The 15,289-nt window shown below is 67.3% G+C and carries 15 protein-coding genes; 10 read left to right on the plus strand and 5 right to left on the minus strand.

Translation table 11 applies throughout. The features are described 5' to 3' along the window. Positions 1 to 22: 22 nt before the first annotated feature. Entirely contained in the window at positions 23 to 310 is a 288-nt protein-coding gene (locus tag H5V43_RS00300; RefSeq protein ID WP_099186206.1) for a 4a-hydroxytetrahydrobiopterin dehydratase, read from the plus strand. A 4-nt stretch (positions 311 to 314) separates the two neighbouring features. On the opposite strand, the gene H5V43_RS00305 is transcribed toward H5V43_RS00300, so the two are convergent. The 3 genes from H5V43_RS00305 to H5V43_RS00315 form a co-directional block, all read right to left on the minus strand. Next, on the minus strand, positions 315 to 923 hold the full coding sequence (locus H5V43_RS00305; protein WP_099186205.1) for a hypothetical protein: 609 nt from the start codon (positions 921 to 923) through the stop codon (positions 315 to 317). Further along, positions 920 to 3,253: a patatin-like protein gene (locus H5V43_RS00310; protein WP_099186204.1), complete on the minus strand. Its 2,334-nt coding sequence runs from the start codon at positions 3,251 to 3,253 to the stop codon at positions 920 to 922. The genes H5V43_RS00305 and H5V43_RS00310 overlap by 4 nt, the downstream gene beginning before the upstream one ends. Positions 3,254 to 3,368: 115 nt before the next feature. Continuing rightward, on the minus strand, positions 3,369 to 4,067 hold the full coding sequence (locus H5V43_RS00315) for an endonuclease/exonuclease/phosphatase family protein (protein WP_171009986.1): 699 nt from the start codon (positions 4,065 to 4,067) through the stop codon (positions 3,369 to 3,371). 89 nt (positions 4,068 to 4,156) lie between these two features. On the opposite strand from H5V43_RS00315, the gene radA reads away from it, so the two are divergent. The 4 genes from radA (at position 4,157) to H5V43_RS00335 (ending at position 7,945) form a co-directional block, all read left to right on the plus strand. After that, positions 4,157 to 5,524, plus strand: coding sequence for a DNA repair protein RadA (gene radA, locus H5V43_RS00320; protein ID WP_044661660.1), 1,368 nt, complete (start codon positions 4,157 to 4,159; stop codon positions 5,522 to 5,524). An 11-nt stretch (positions 5,525 to 5,535) separates the two neighbouring features. Continuing rightward, positions 5,536 to 6,051 carry a CvpA family protein gene (locus tag H5V43_RS00325; protein ID WP_044661661.1) on the plus strand — a complete coding sequence of 172 codons (516 nt, stop codon included), beginning with the start codon at positions 5,536 to 5,538 and terminating at the stop codon, positions 6,049 to 6,051. Positions 6,052 to 6,320: 269 nt separating this feature from the next. Beyond that, positions 6,321 to 6,503 carry a general stress protein CsbD gene (locus tag H5V43_RS00330; protein WP_025551144.1) on the plus strand — a complete coding sequence of 61 codons (183 nt, stop codon included), beginning with the start codon at positions 6,321 to 6,323 and terminating at the stop codon, positions 6,501 to 6,503. Between the two features lie 119 nt (positions 6,504 to 6,622). Then, a complete protein-coding gene (locus H5V43_RS00335; protein ID WP_025551143.1) occupies positions 6,623 to 7,945 on the plus strand; it encodes an aminopeptidase P family protein in 1,323 nt (440 codons plus the stop codon). 395 nt (positions 7,946 to 8,340) lie between these two features. Here the strand turns inward: H5V43_RS00335 and H5V43_RS00340 are convergent, their stop codons facing one another. Further along, the gene (locus H5V43_RS00340; RefSeq protein WP_025551141.1) at positions 8,341 to 9,714 is read right to left on the minus strand and encodes an alanine/glycine:cation symporter family protein; all 1,374 of its coding nucleotides are present in this window, start codon (positions 9,712 to 9,714) and stop codon (positions 8,341 to 8,343) included. A gap of 89 nt (positions 9,715 to 9,803) precedes the next feature. Between H5V43_RS00340 and glmM the strand changes: the two genes are divergently transcribed. The 5 genes from glmM (at position 9,804) to H5V43_RS00365 (ending at position 13,576) form a co-directional block, all read left to right on the plus strand. Further along, positions 9,804 to 11,144: a phosphoglucosamine mutase gene (glmM, locus tag H5V43_RS00345; RefSeq protein ID WP_025551139.1), complete on the plus strand. Its 1,341-nt coding sequence runs from the start codon at positions 9,804 to 9,806 to the stop codon at positions 11,142 to 11,144. Positions 11,145 to 11,267: 123 nt separating this feature from the next. Then, positions 11,268 to 11,492, plus strand: coding sequence for a DUF1272 domain-containing protein (locus H5V43_RS00350; RefSeq protein ID WP_025551137.1), 225 nt, complete (start codon positions 11,268 to 11,270; stop codon positions 11,490 to 11,492). Beyond that, positions 11,489 to 12,250 (plus strand): bifunctional hydroxymethylpyrimidine kinase/phosphomethylpyrimidine kinase, encoded by a 762-nt coding sequence (thiD, locus tag H5V43_RS00355; RefSeq protein ID WP_025551135.1) that lies wholly within the window; start codon positions 11,489 to 11,491, stop codon positions 12,248 to 12,250. Before H5V43_RS00350 ends, thiD begins: the two co-directional genes overlap by 4 nt. Beyond that, entirely contained in the window at positions 12,243 to 12,842 is a 600-nt protein-coding gene (locus tag H5V43_RS00360; RefSeq protein WP_025551133.1) for a ribonuclease HII, read from the plus strand. Before thiD ends, H5V43_RS00360 begins: the two co-directional genes overlap by 8 nt. A gap of 92 nt (positions 12,843 to 12,934) precedes the next feature. Next, complete coding sequence (locus tag H5V43_RS00365; protein ID WP_200887657.1) at positions 12,935 to 13,576, plus strand: L,D-transpeptidase family protein; 642 nt, start codon at positions 12,935 to 12,937, stop codon at positions 13,574 to 13,576. A gap of 75 nt (positions 13,577 to 13,651) precedes the next feature. On the opposite strand, the gene ahpF is transcribed toward H5V43_RS00365, so the two are convergent. Continuing rightward, entirely contained in the window at positions 13,652 to 15,232 is a 1,581-nt protein-coding gene (ahpF, locus tag H5V43_RS00370) for an alkyl hydroperoxide reductase subunit F (protein ID WP_025551129.1), read from the minus strand. Between the last annotated feature and the right edge of the window lie 57 nt (positions 15,233 to 15,289).

Consider the following 15,289-nt stretch of genomic DNA (forward strand, 5'->3'; position numbering starts at 1 on the left):
GGGCAAGGGACGGGAAAGACAAATGATCGCGAAACTGGATGGGGAGGAACGCGCGCTGGCGCTGAGGAATCTGCCGGAATGGGCGCCGGTGCAGGATCCAGACGGCATCCGCCGCCTTTTCACCTTTAAGGATTTCAACGCCGCCTTCGGCTTCATGACGCAGGTGGCGCTGCTTGCGGAAAAGGCGGATCATCATCCCGAATGGTCGAATGTCTACAACCGCGTCGACATCCTGCTCACCACCCATGATGCCGGCGGCCTGTCGCGCCGGGACATCGAACTCGCCGCCCAGATCGACGCCCTTTTATAAGGCCCTATTGCGACGCATTTCCTTCGATCCGGTCATCATAGCCGCTGAGCGCCGAGATGACCGCCGGGACATGGGCATAGCGGTGGCGCAGCAGCGCCAGCCGCGCATCGGTGCCGGTGCAGAGCGCCGCGATATTGTCCTGCAAATAGGCCAGCCGCTCCGGATCATAGGCTTCCTCGCCCCGGAAATGGTCGCAACTGTCGCGGTCGACCATGTAGCGCGTCACCTCATCGGGAAAGGGCTGGATGTCGGCCGCGCCGTCCGATGGCGGCAGGTCGGGGACATAGGGGGGCGGCGGGATGTTGACCACCGAAGGCTTCATCGGCAGCAGCCGCAATGGCACGGCGCTCGTCGGGTCGGCGTCTGCCTGCCGTCGGGCGTCTTGTCCGCCGGGGCGCGAAGGCGCGGCAGCGAGGGCGGAAGATGCGGGAAGCGTCTCCGCCGCCTCTTCCCGGCGCAAAGGCATGTCGGGTAGCGCGAGGGAACCGAGGGCGTCACGCGGCTCGCCGGGCCGTTCCCCCGCCTTTGCGCTCGTCTGTCCATCGGAGCCAGGAGAACAACCGGCGGCCAGTGCCAGCACCAGCATCGGAAACAGCGTCTTGCCTGCGTTCACCCGATCTCCTCTCTCAAGCTGGCGATCAGGTCGGCGGCATGGTCCAGCCGCTCCTCCTCCTCATCCAGAATCGCCATGAAAGCGGTTCGCCTATATTGATGCACCGCTTCCTGGGAAAGACGGCTTGCCGCGGGACATGCAGAAATCACGATGTCCAGCAGCCGCTCCACCCCATGAAGCCGCCCCCACAGATAGTCGTTCTCCCGATAGGCGCGGCTGAAGAAGGCGCCGAAATTATTGAATTCTACGCCTTTCAGCGTCGCTTCCGCCCCGCCGGAGCGGATCGCGCTGCAATCCTCCGGCGAGATGCGGTCGACCTTGACCGGATCATATTCGTCCATCCCATGCCCTTGCAGCAGCGGCAGGGTGGCGATGTCGTAGAAGGGGAAGCCGAGATAGGCGAGCAGCATGGTCCGACGCGCCGCCCTGGGCAGCGCCGCCAGGGCATCGGCCAGCATCATGTCCGCCGCTTCGTCCCGTTCGCGCAGGCCACGTAGCTGCGCCACCGCCTCTAGCGCTGCGCCGGGATCATTGGGGACTTCGCGCGCCGCCGCCTTGATTTCCCCATTGTAGAAGTCGGCGCCCTCGCATTCGGTATAGTGCGACAGGGCGGCGTAGATGGCGTCGTGCATCTTCTGGATGACGGCGTCGTCCGCGGCGCCCTCCACCTCCAGCGTTTCGGCCAGACGCCGGGCGAGGAAGCGCAGGCGGCGAATGCGGAAGGGCAGGTCATGCTGGCGGAAGAAGCCGACCGGGGCGGATGCCGGTCCGACATCCTCCGTCAACTGGTCCGCACCGATCGACCTGACATGGCCCCATAGCGCCTGGCGGTAGCTTTCGCGCATCAGCGCGCTTTCCTCCCCGCTCAGGTGGAACAGCAGGTCGGCCAGGTCCTCGACGATGCCGGACAGCTTGAGGTGGCCGTAAGCGGGGAAGGCGAAGCCGGCGGAACTGGCGGCCCGTTGCTGGGCCTTGCTGCGCCAGGCGGACAGCCGCGCCGGCGTCGGGCGATCCAGGAACAGCATGCCGCCGATGGCGCTTTCGACCTCCGCCTCTATGCCGGGCCGCAGAGCGGTCAATATGCGCGCCATGCGCCGGATGCGGGCGCTGTGCCGGTCTATGGCGTCCAGATTGTCGCGGATCGGCTGTTCGCGGGGAATGTCGCTGAGCGCGCCGAAAATGGTGCGGAAGAAGCCCGGCAGCGGCGCATCCTCGCCCGATGAGGCTTCCTCCGCCTCGCCGTGGCGGTTGAGCTGGATCGAGCGATGGCCGGGCTTGGGATCGATATAGACGAAGCGCCGGTCGACCTCCCGCCGGGAGGGGCGGTTCCTGAGCGCGCCGATGGCCTGGGCGAACGGGGCGTTGGCCAGCACCGAGCCGTCGATCAGCACCGCGTCCTCGGCGCGTCCGCGCGCCGCATGGCGGGGAAGGGCGCGCGCCAGAAAGGCGTCCCGCGTCGGCCAGGCGCGATAGCGGCGTTTCAGCACCCGGTCCAGCTCGCGCACGGTGAAGGGCGGAAAGGCGCCGGGAAAGCTGGCCGTGGCGCGGGCGGCGAAGACCAGTTCGGCGGGATCGGCAAGGTTGCGCTGTCCATGTCCGCGGGCGCGAAAGCCGATGGAGAGCCGATGTTCCGTCTCCACCACCTGTGGGGGGCTGTTGAGGTTCAGGCTCTGCGGATGCCCTTCGAAATCCGTGACGGTGACGAACAGGTCCAGCGGATGGCCGGGCGGCAGCAGCGCCGGGCCGCGCCCGGTCGCCTCCATCGCGTCGAAGGCGTCCAGGATCATGGCCGTGAAGATTTCCCCGCCGAAGGGAGGCTCGAACCAGCGGGAGCGGATGAAGTGCGACAGCTTGTGCCGAACCTCCTCCCGCGTATCGGGGGCGACGGTGCGCTCGACCGTATCTCCCGGATGCCGCGCCGCCATCCACACAAGCGGCGTCGCCCAGAATTTGGTGATCCGCCGGGCGGGGCGGGCATCGGGATCGAGCAGCTTTTCGACATCGGCATTGTCGAGCCACATATCGGTCAGCGGGTCCAGCGACTGGCCAGTCTCTATCGCCTGCGCCAGGAAGATGCCGTTGATGCCGCCGGCGCTGGCCCCGGCGATGATGTCGGGCATCACCCGCAATTTGACGCCGCAGGCCGTTTCCAGATCCTCCAGCAGCTTGCGATAGACCGCCTCGCTGCTGTTGCCGGACGGCACGCCGTCATGGAACGCCCGGCTGGCCCGGGCCAGATGCCAGATCTCCTTGGTGATGCCGTGCATGTAGACGGCCAGGCTGATCCCACCATAGCAGACCAGTGCGAGCCTGAGTTCCCGCTCTTTCATGGGGTTGAGAGTTGCAGAGCAAGGGGGGCTTGTCGAGGGGGCGCAGATGGACAGGCGCGTTTGCCCAAAGGGTTCGGTGCTCCCGCCTTCGCAGGAACATGATGGAGCTTCGCCGTCACCCCAGCTTGAATTCCGCCCAGATGGGCAGATGGTCGGACGCCTTTCGCGCTCCCGCGCTTTCATGCACGCCGCAATCGACCAGCTTCAACTGCCCGCAATGCATGATCCGGTCGAGCCGCGCCACCGGCCGTCGCGCATGGAAGGAACGGCCGCAGGGCGCGAAGCTGTAATGCCGTGCGAAATCCGCCAGGCACCCCCGTTCCGCGCTCCATTCGTTGAGGTCGCCCATCAGCACCGTCGGCATGGCGTCGCGCTGCCCTGCCGCGTGGATCACGGCGGCGGCCTGCTTGCGCCGCCAGAGCCCGGACAGGTCCAGATGCATGCCGAAGATGCGAAGATGCGTCTTGCCCAACGTGACCTCCGCCATGGTCGCGCCGCGCGGCTCCAGGCAGGGGAGGTGCAGAACGTCGTGCGCGCCGATCTCCACATCCTTGCGCACCAATATGGCGTTGCCGTGCCAGCCCATCGAATCGACCTGCACGTTGAGCGGCACCGGCTTATAGGGGCTGATGCTCTCCAGCAGCCAGGGCGGCAGCGCCGCCGAGCGGACGCCGAAGCGCCGGTCGGCCTCCTGCAGGGCGATGATGTCGGCGTCCAGTTCGTTCAGCACGTCGATCACCCGCTCGGGAACCCGGCGGCGGTCGGTGCCTATGGCCTTGCGGATATTGTAGCTCGCGACGCGAATGGTCTTCATGGCGAAACAATGCGCCACAGTGCGCCCGGTTTCCATGGCAAGATGCAAAGAGGATTTGTGTTCCGCATATGTTCTGATATGCGTGCCGGATGGCCAAGGCAAAGCGAAAATTCGTCTGTCAGCAATGCGGCACCGTCTCGGGCCGGTGGCAGGGGCAGTGCGACGATTGCGGCGAATGGAACAGCATTGTCGAGGAAGCGGCCGAAACGGTCTTTTCCGCCCGCCACGACCTGCATAGCGGCGGCAGGGCGCTGACGCTGGTGGGGCTGGACGACAAGGTCGAACTGCCGCCCCGCACCACCACCGGCATTGCGGAGTTCGATCGGGCGCTGGGCGGCGGCATCGTGTCCGGTTCCGCCACGCTGATCGGCGGCGATCCGGGCATAGGCAAGTCGACCCTGCTGTTGCAGGCGGCCGCGCGCATTGCGTCGGCCGGGCACAGCGTCGCCTATATCAGCGGCGAGGAAGCGTCGGATCAGGTGCGCCTGCGCGCGCAGCGGCTGGGGCTTGGCAATGCGCCCGTGCAGCTTGCCAGCGCCACTTCGGTGCGCGACATACTGACGACGCTGGGGGAGGGCGCGCCGCCCGCGCTGCTGATCATCGATTCGATCCAGACGATGCACAGCGACCTGATCGAGGGCGCGCCCGGCACGGTGAGCCAGGTGCGCGCGTCCAGCCAGGAACTGATCCGCTTCGCCAAGCAGCGCGGCACCGCCCTGATCCTTGTCGGTCATGTGACCAAGGACGGCAGCATCGCGGGCCCCCGCGTGCTGGAGCATATGGTCGATACGGTGCTGAGCTTCGAGGGAGAGCGCAGCCACCAATATCGCATCCTGCGCGCGATCAAGAACCGCTTCGGCGGCACGGACGAGATCGGCGTGTTCGCGATGGTGGCCGAGGGGCTGGAGGAGGTCGCCAATCCGTCCGCCCTGTTCCTGACCCATCGCGACGAGAATGTGACCGGCGCCACCGTCTTTCCGGCGCTGGAAGGGACGCGCCCGGTGCTGGTGGAGATCCAGGCGCTGGTCGTCCGCCTTTCGAGCGGGGCCACGCCCCGCCGGGCTGTCGTGGGTTGGGACAGCGGGCGGCTGGCCATGGTGCTGGCCGTGCTGGAGGCGCGCTGCGGCCTCAGCTTTTCGACCTGCGAAGTCTATCTGAACGTCGCGGGCGGCTATCGCCTGTCGGACCCGGCGGCCGACCTGGCGGTCGCGGCCGCGCTGATGTCGGCGCTGTCGGAGCGGCCGGTGCCCGCCGATGTCGTCCTGTTCGGGGAAATCGCCTTGTCCGGCGAAATCCGCCCGGTGGCCCATGCCCCGTTGCGGTTGCGCGAGGCGGCCAAGCTCGGTTTCAACCGCGCTTTCGTTCCCGCCGCCGTGGCCGATGGGGTCAAGGGCATTTCGGTCAGCGGTTATCGCGCCCTTGCGCAACTTGTTGACCAGATGCTCGGCCGCGGATAGCCAACAGCGCGATGAACGCGATCGACATTCTCGTCCTGCTGCTGATCGGCGGCTGCGCCATTTTCGGCCTGATGCGCGGTTTCGTGCAGGAAACCCTGTCGCTGATCGCCTGGGTGCTGGCGATCTTCGCGATCCGCCTTTTTCACGCTTCGGCGACGGAACTGGCGGCGCCCTTCGTCGGCAGCACCAGCGGCGCGGCGGTGCTTGCCTTCGCCTTGGTGTTCGGCATCACCTTCGGCGCGGGCAAGCTGCTGGCTCACGCCATCGGCCGGCGCACGCGGCAGTCGGTGCTGGGTCCCGTCGATCGGGTGCTGGGCGCGGGCTTCGGCGCGGTCAAGGGGCTGATCGGCGCGACGCTGGTCTTTCTGGCGTTCAGCCTGGTTTACGACACTTTCTACGGCAGCGGTGCGCGGCGGCCGGATTGGCTGTCCGATGCGCGGACCTATCCGCTGCTGAACGCCAGCGGTCAGGCGATCAGCGAATTCGTGGCGGAACGGCGGGCGCGCAAGCCATCCGAGACGGACTAGAGCCAATCGACATTCAGAAGATGACGAGCCGAAAATGATGGTTTTCCGTGACCCGGAGCGCAGCCTACTCATGGTAGGTGAGCACCGGAAGCAGGGAAAAGCATCATTTGCAGGCCCTCAGGGCTGAATGTCGATTGGCTCTAGCGGGCGATCCCCCGAGTCCGCCTGTCACCCTGTTTCCTCTTCCGTCCGTTCCGCCTGCGTATTGGAGGCAACTTTCGGTTCTGCCCATCCGTTTATCGGGCAACAGCAACTGAAGGAGACAACCGATGGGCGAGATGACCGACAAGGTGAAGGCGGCCGGCAACAAGGCGGCCGGTGCGATCAAGGAAGCGGCTGGGCGCAACCAGCGCGATCCCGATCTGGTCGCGGAGGGCAAGGCGCAGAAGGCCAAGGGCACGGCGCAGGACGTCAAGGGTTCGGTCAAGGGCGCGCTTGGCGACAAGATCTGAGCCCAAGTCCAAGAAGCTTCCATAGAATGGCCTCGCCTTTTTGGCGGGGCCTTTTACTGTATTATTGACATCATACGCCTCTTGCTGTTCCAATCCTTTCAGCAAGGGAGTTCAGGGACATGTGGGATCGACGGTCGATAATCGCGGGCGGGGCGGCTTCGTTCCTGTGCGCCGCCGGGTTGCGGGCGCAGGTCCTGCCGCCGCAGGGCTTTGCGACGCCTTCGGGCACCGTTCCCTTCGCGCCCGATGTGTTTCGCGAGCGCCGCCGCCGGGTGATGGAGGCGTTGAAGGACGGCGTCGCCGTCGTCCATGGCGCGGGGCCGGTGGAAAGCAGCGCGGCGGTGGCGCCGCCCTTCGTGCAGGATGGCGATTTCGCATGGCTCACCGGCATTGTCGACGAGCCGGACGCCGTGCTTGTCATGGCGCCCGCCGAACGCACGGTCAGGGAATGGCTGCTGCTGCCGTCGCGCGATGTGGAGTCGGAGCGGTGGGAGGTCGAGCGCCTGCCGCTGGGCACCGAAGTGGAGCGGCGCACGGGCTTTTCCCGGGTGGCGCGCACCGGCGGGCTGGGGAGCCTTGTCACCGCTTTGACCGAGCGGTCCAAGACCCTGCATTTCCTGGGGCCGATCGTCAGCGCGTCCGCGCCCGTGCCCAGGGCGCTGGAGCTTTACGGCAAGGTGATGCAGCGGGTGCCGGGCGTATCCCTGAAGGACGACAGCGGCCTTCTGCCCGCGCTGCGCATCGTCAAGGAGGCGCGCGAACTGGAGCTGATGCGCAAGGCGATGGCGGCGACGGCGCGCGGCCATCTCGCCGCGATGAAGCAGGTGCGGCCCGGCATGACCGAAAGGCAGTTGAAGGCGATATTGGAGGATGGTTTCCGCGCCGGGGGCGGCGACGGGCTGGCCTATGACAGCATCGTCGCCACCGGGCGCAACGCGGCGTCGCTGCACTATACCGGCGGCGGCGGGGTGATCGGGGAGAAGGACCTGATCCTGATCGACGCGGCGGCCTCCGTCGGGGGATATGCCTGCGACGTGACGCGCACCTTCCCCGCCGGCGGCAGGTTCACCGACGAACAGCGGGCATCCTATGAACTGGTCCTCGCCGCGCAGGCGGCGGCCGTCGCCAGGCTGAAGGCCGGGGTCTATTATGAGGATCTGGTCGAGGCGGCGAAGGACGTGTTCCGCAAGGCCGGGCGGGTGGACGACTTCACCCATGGGCTGGGGCATCTGGTCGGGCTGGACGTCCATGATGTGGGCGACATGTCGAAGCCGCTGCCGCCGGGCGCGGTGATCACCGTGGAGCCGGGGCTGTACGTCCAGTCCGCCAATTACGGCATCCGGATCGAGGATCTGTACCTGATCACGCCGACCGGTTCGCAGCGGCTGAGCGAAGCCGTGCCGCGCACCGTCGCGGAGATCGAGGCTGCGATGGGGCGGTAGGCTTGCTTTCCGGGCGGATGGAATCATCTGCTGACTTGGAAAAGGCGACAAAACGGAAACTTGAAGCAGTCGAGCCGATGCAGTCGGATTGGGATCTGCTCTGGGGTGTGTGGGCAAGTTCAAGACCTTCCTTCTCCCTTGAGGGAAGGATGGGAAGCGTTGGCGACGGAGGAGACGGGGCGGGGTTGGATGAGGGGGAGCGGGCCTGCGGCCCGCGCGATCCGTTGGATCGCAACCCCCTCACCCAGCTGCGACTAGGCAGCAAGCTGCCAAGTCTGCGCAGCCCTCTCCCTCGAGGGAGAGGGGTAAGGTGGGTGTCCGATTCCTTCCCACATCATGCGGGCTGGCGAGACTTGAACTTGTCCGTGCAGGAGCGCGGTTTGCTGAAATCGATTTTAATCCTCTTCGGGCGCGGCGAGATAGGCCCGCACGTCGCGTCGCAGTTCGCCCGCGCAGAGGTAGAGGGCGATGACATTGGGGATCGCCATCAGGAAGAAGCTGCTGTCGACGATGCCGACCACCCGGCCGAGGTCGATGGCGGCGGCGGGGGGCAAGGCGACGATATAGAGGATCTTGTAGGTCCATTGCGCCCGGGGACCGTTGCCGAACAGATAGCCCCAGGCCTGAAGCCCGTAAAAGCCCCACGCCACCAGCGTCGAATAGGCGAACAGCACCACGACCACCGCCAGCAGCCAGGGGAAGGAGGGCGAAACCTGCGCGAAGGCGGCGGAGGTGATGGCGATCCCCTCCAGCCCGCCATTCCATGTGCCCGCCACGACCAGCGCCAGCCCGCCCAGCGCGCAGACGATCATCGTGCCGAGCAGCGGTTCCAGCAGGGCGACCAGCCCCTCCGACACCGGGTGCCGCACCCGCGCCAGGCTGTGCGCCATCACCGCCGATCCCACGCCCGCCTCGCTGGCGAAAACGGCGCGCCGCATGCCCGCGACGAAGGCGCCCACCGCGCCGCCGGTCGCGGCCTGCCCGTTCCATGCGCCGTGCCAGATGTCCGCCAGCGCGCCCGGAATGGCGGCGGCGTGAAGGATCAGCACGGTCGCGACGCCGATCAGATAGACCGCGACCTTGAGCGGCGTCAGCCGCTTCGCCACCTCGCCCAGCCAGGCCGCGCCGCCCAGCGTCACCAGCGCCACCGCGCCGGCCAGCATCGTGCCATAGGCCCAGCCATTGGCGAAGCCGGTCACCACCTTCACCTGCGCGAAGCTCTGGTTGACCTGCACCATGGGGATGGCCCCGAACAGCGCGAAAAAGGCGTAGAAGCCGCCCAATATCAGCCCGATCTTCGGCCAGCCGCGCGCCGCGCCCACCGCCTTCAGCACATACATCGGCCCGCCATGCACATGGCCCTGCGCGTCGAAGACGCGATATTTGAGGCCCAGCGTCACTTCCGCCATCTTCACCGTCATGGCGAACCAGCCGATGATGAACATCCAGAGGATCGCGCCCGGCCCGCCCATCGTCAGCGCGACCGCGACGCCCGCGATGTTGCCGAGGCCGATGGTGCCCGACAGCGCCGTCGACAGCGCGCCCCACTGGCTGACGTCGCCCTTCGCCTCGCCCGCATGCGGCTGCGCCCTGAGGATGCGGAGCGCCCGGCCCACCGCGGTCAGGTTGGGAAAGCCGAGCCAGAGGGTGAAGAACAGCATCGGCAGCGCCAGATAGAGCACGATCAGCTCGATCTGCGCGCCGAGCACCGGCACCTTCATGAAGACCGCGCCGGAAAGGGCGTCGACCGCTGCATTGAATCCGTCCATTCGCAAGGGGATGGCCGGTCCTTGCTGGAAAGTCGAACAAAGATTGCTATGGGAAGCATGAGAGCTTCACCGCGGGGCGGGCAGGGACGATGAGCAGGAAATATTTCGGTACGGACGGCATTCGCGGGCGCACCAACCAATGGCCGATGACCGCCGAACTGGCGATGAAGGTCGGCATGGCGGCGGGCAAGCATTTCCAGCGCGGCACCCATCGCCATCGCGTGGTGATCGGCAAGGATACGCGGCTGTCGGGCTATATGGTCGAAAATGCGCTGGTCGCCGGGTTCACGGCGGTCGGCATGGACGTGGTACAGTTCGGGCCGATCCCGACGCCCGCCGTGGCGTTGCTGGCCCATTCGATGCGCGCCGACCTGGGCGTGATGATTTCGGCCAGCCACAATCCCTATTTCGACAATGGCATAAAATTATTCGGCCCGGACGGCTACAAGCTGTCGGACGAGGATGAGCTGAAGATCGAGGCGATGCTGGACCAGCAGATCCCGCTGGCCGCGTCGCAGGACATCGGCCGCGCCCGCCGCGTGGAGGATGCGCGCGGCCGCTATATCCATGCGGTCAAGTCCAGCTTTCCCGCCGATCTGCGGCTGGACGGGCTGAAGATCGTGGTCGATTGCGCCAATGGCGCGGCCTATCAGGTCGCCCCTTCCGCCCTGTGGGAATTGGGGGCGGAGGTGGTGGCGATCGGCGTCACGCCCAACGGCATCAACATCAACGACCAGTGCGGATCGACCGCGCCGCTGCTGTTGCAGGAAACGGTGGTGTCGTCGGGCGCCGACATCGGCATCGCGCTGGACGGCGATGCCGACCGGCTGATCGTGGTGGACGAGCATGGCGCGATCGTCGACGGCGACCAGATCATGGCCCTGATCGCGGGCAATTTCGCGAAGGCGGGGATGCTGCGCGGCGGCGGGCTGGTGGCGACGGTGATGTCGAACCTGGGGCTGGAGCGGTTTCTGGCCGGGCAGGGCATGGCGCTGGAGCGGACCAAGGTGGGCGACCGTTATGTGCTGGAGCGGATGCGCGAGGGCGGCTTCAATGTCGGGGGCGAGCAGTCGGGGCACATGATCCTGTCCGACTATGCGACGACCGGCGACGGCACGATGGCGGCGCTGCAGGTGCTGGCGGCGCTGGTGCGGTCCGGCAAGCCGGCGAGCGAGGTGCTGCACCAGTTCGATCCGGTGCCGCAATTGCTGAAGAATGTGCGCTTTTCCGGCGGCAGGCCGCTGGAGCATGAGGATGTGCGGAAGGTGATCGCGCAGGCGGAGGCGGAGCTGAACGGGTGCGGGCGGCTGGTGATCCGTCCGTCCGGCACGGAGCCGGTGATCCGGGTGATGGCGGAAGGCGACCGCGAGGAGCAGGTCAGGGACGTGGTGGAGCGCATCTGCGACGCCGTGGCGAAGGCGGCGGCGTGACGGCGTTGCGTTGCGGTTGTCCTTGCCGATATGGCGCTGCCTTTCCAGCGCGTCCGGGCCGGGGGAGGCGGCGGGAGATGGGTTCCCGCCTGCGCGCGAACGACGGACGGAGGGCGATCGTCCATGCTTGAGATGCGGCCCGATTGCGAACGCTGCGGCGTCGATCTGCCCGCCGACCAGCCGGGGGCGTTCATCTGTTCCTTCGAATGCAGCTTTTGCGCGCCCTGCGCGGAGGCGCTGGACGACCGCTGCCCCAATTGCGGCGGGGAGTTGATGGACCGGCCGACGCGGGTGGGGGATGCGTTGAAGCGGCATCCGGCTTCGGCGGAGCGGCGTTTCGGGGGATGAGCATCGCCCGCATCCTGATCGTCGCCGGGTCCGACAGCGGCGGCGGTGCCGGCATCCAGGCCGACATCCGCACCGTGACGCTGTTGGGCGGCCATGCCATGACGGCGATCACCGCGATCACCGCGCAGAACACGCTGGGCGTGCAGGGCGTCCATCCGGTGCCGGCCGACATGGTGATCGCGCAGATGGAAAGCGTGATCGGCGACATCGGGGTCGACGCGGTGAAGATCGGCATGATCGGATCGGCGGAGACGGCGGCGGCGGTGGCCGAGCGGCTGGCGGCGCTGGAAGGCGTGCCCATCGTCTTCGATCCGGTGATGGTGGCGACCAGCGGTTCGGCGCTGGCCGATGAGGCGACGGTGGCGGCGTTCGAGCGGCTGATGGCGCTGGCGGCGCTGGTGACGCCCAATATTCCGGAGCTGGACGCGCTGGGCGGGGAGGAGATCGCGGTCCGCTTCGCGACGCATGTGCTGGCCAAGGGCGGCCATGGCGAGGGGCCGATGCTGACCGACCGGCTGATCGGGCCGGGCGGCGTGGTGAAGGCCTGGAGCAATGCGCGGATCGACACGCGGCACAGCCATGGCACGGGCTGCACGCTGGCCAGCGCGATCGCGACCGGGCTGGGGCAGGGATGGGACATGATCGACGCGATCGAGCGGGCGCGCAAATATGTGCGGGAGGCGCTGGCGCTGGCGCCCGGCCTTGGCGGCGGACATGGGCCGATGGGCGCGCCGTTCGGATTTCATGACCATGCCTGATTTCGCCCATGAATTGCGGCATCATCCGGGGCTGGTCGCCGGGGTGGACGAGGCCGGGCGGGGGCCGCTGGCCGGGCCGGTGGTGGCGGCTGCGGTGATCCTGCGGCGGGAGGATTGCCCGGACGGGCTCAACGACAGCAAGCAGCTCAGCGCGGCGAAGCGGGCCGTGCTGGAGGGGGAGATCAAGGCGCGGGCGCTGTGCTGGGGCCTGGGGGTCGCTTCGGTCGAGGAGATCGACAGCCTCAACATCCTCTGGGCGACGATGCTGGCGATGACGCGGGCGGTGGAGGCGCTGACCCATGACTGCGCGCATGTGCTGGTGGATGGCAATCGCTGTCCGCAATGGCGCTGGGCGTCGACGGCGGTGGTCGAGGGCGACGCCAAATGCCTGTCCATCGCGGCGGCATCCATATTGGCGAAGGAGGCGCGCGACCGGATGATGATTGAGGCGGCGGCGGCGCACCCGCATTATGGCTGGGAAAGCAACAAGGGCTATGGCAGCGCCCGGCATCTGGCCGCGCTGCGCGAGCATGGGCCGACGCCGCTGCACCGCAGGAGCTTTGCGCCGGTCGCGCAGTTGAGCCTGCTTTAGGGACGCGCCGGGGCGGCGACCGTCCCGATCCGATACCGATGCGAGTCCGCCGGGGGCTGGCGCTGCGCCGTCTTATGGTTAAGAAGGTGTTTATGCGCGCCTTTCTGACCTTCCTGCTGTTGCTGACCTGTGCGGTGGCGCCGCCGGCCGGGGCGCAGGAGGCGCTGGGGCCGGGGGGCTATCGCTGGCTGGAGGAGGGGCCCTTTGCCGGGCCGCTCTATCTGGTCATCAGCATCGAGCGGCAGAGGGTGCATGTCTATGACGGCGACCGGCTGGTCGGGGTCGCCAGCGTGTCGACCGGCATGAAGGGGCATCGCACGCCCACCGGCGAGTTTCCGGTGTTGCAGAAGCGGGAATGGCATCGGTCGAACCTCTATTCCAACGCGCCCATGCCCTTCATGCAGCGGCTGACCTGGGACGGGATCGCGCTGCATGCCGGGCATAATCCCGGCTATCCGGCGAGCCATGGGTGCATTCGCCTGCCCCAGGCCTTCGCCCGCAAGCTGTTCGGGATGACGCAGATCGGCACGCTGGTCAGCGTGACGTCGGACCGGCTGAGCCCCGCGCTGATGGTGGATGCGTTGGTGGTGGGCGATCCGGGGAGCGCGGTCGCCACCTTCACGCCGCAGGCGCCGGTCGTGCTGGCGCAGCGCGACGATGCGGGGGTGGGAGCGGGCGCGCCGATGCTGGAGGTCGATCCGGGGATATTCCGGCTGAGGTTGATGCGGCGTTAGGGGCCCTTCGGACGGGGCAGGAAGGCGGCGGGTTCCTGCTAGATCCCGCCGCCTTCCTGTTTTCCGGCATTCCGATCAGGCCGCTTCCGCGGTTTCCTCCGTCGCGGGGAGGCGGATGAGATAGTCGAAGGCGGACAGCGCCGCCGTCGATCCGGCTCCCATGGCGATCACGATCTGCTTATAGGGCACGGTCGTGCAGTCGCCTGCCGCGAAGATGCCCGGCTGGCTGGTTTCGCCGCGCGCGTCGATCTCTATCTCTCCGCGCGGGGAGAGGGCGATCGCGTCCTTCAGCCATTCGGTGTTGGGGACGAGGCCGATCTGGACGAAAATGCCCTCCAGCTCGACATCATGCTCCGTGCCGCCGTTGCGGTCCTTGTAGCTGAGGCCGGTCACTTTCTCGCCATTGCCGTCGACCCTGGTCGTCAGGGCCGAGGTGATGATCCTGACATTGGGCAGGCTGGCGAGCTTGCGCTGGAGCACGGCGTCGGCGCGGAGCTGGCTGTCATATTCGATCAGCGTCACATGGGCGACGATGCCGGCGAGGTCGATCGCCGCCTCCACGCCGCTGTTGCCGCCGCCGATCACCGCGACGCGCTTGCCCTTGAACAGCGGACCGTCGCAATGGGGGCAGTAGGCGACGCCCTTGTTGCGATATTCATCCTCGCCGGGCACGCCCATCTGCCGCCAGCGGGCGCCGGTGGAGAGGATGACGGTGCGGCCCTTGAGCGACGCGCCATTTTCGAGGACGACTTCGTGATAGCCGCCTTCGGCCCTGGCCGGGATCAGTTTCGCCGCCTTCTGGAGGTTCATGATCTCGACATCATAGTCCTTCACATGCGCTTCCAGCGCGGAGGCGAGCTTGGGCCCTTCGGTGCGGCTGACCGAGATGAAATTCTCTATGTCCATGGTGTCGAGCACCTGGCCGCCGAAGCGTTCCGCCGCGACGCCGGTGCGGATGCCCTTGCGCGCCGCGTAGATGGCCGCCGCCGCGCCGGCGGGGCCGCCGCCCACCACCAGCACCTCGAACGGGTCCTGGGCCTTGATCTTCTCCGCCGCGCGGGCCGCCGCGCCGCTGTCGATCCTGGCGACGATCTGCTCCAGCTCCATGCGGCCGCTGGCGAAGGGTTCGCCGTTCAGGAAGACGGTGGGGACGGCCATGACCTTGCGCGCGTCGACCTCTTCCTTGAACAGCGCGCCGTCGATGGCGGTGTGGCTGATGCGCGGGTTGAGCACGCTCATCAGGTTCAGCGCCTGCACCACGTCGGGGCAGTTCTGGCAGGAGAGCGAGAAATAGGTTTCGAAGGCGAAGTCGCCGTCAATATCCCTGATCTGCTGGATCAGGTCCTGCGCCGCCTTCGACGGATGGCCGCCGACCTGGAGCAGCGCCAGCACGAGCGAGGTGAATTCATGCCCCATGGGCAGGCCGGCGAAGGTGACGCCGATGTCCGTGCCGGTGCGGCGGATCATGAAGCTGGGGACGCGGCTGGCGTTACCGGCGGCGATCGTCACCTTGTCCGACAGTTCGGCGATCTCATCCAGCAGCGTCTTGAGTTCGCGGCTCTTGGGGCTGTCGTCCAGCGATGCGACCAGCTCGATCGGCTGGGTGATGTTCGCCATATAGGCCTTGAGCTGGGCCTTCAGATTTGCGTCCAACATCTTCGGTCTCCTTGGGTTGGGCGCGCCTATCCGGGGCGCGGCTACATGTTCGCCGGA

It is taken from the genome of Sphingobium fuliginis (assembly GCF_015074805.1).
Classification (GTDB): Bacteria; Pseudomonadota; Alphaproteobacteria; order Sphingomonadales; family Sphingomonadaceae; genus Sphingobium; species Sphingobium fuliginis.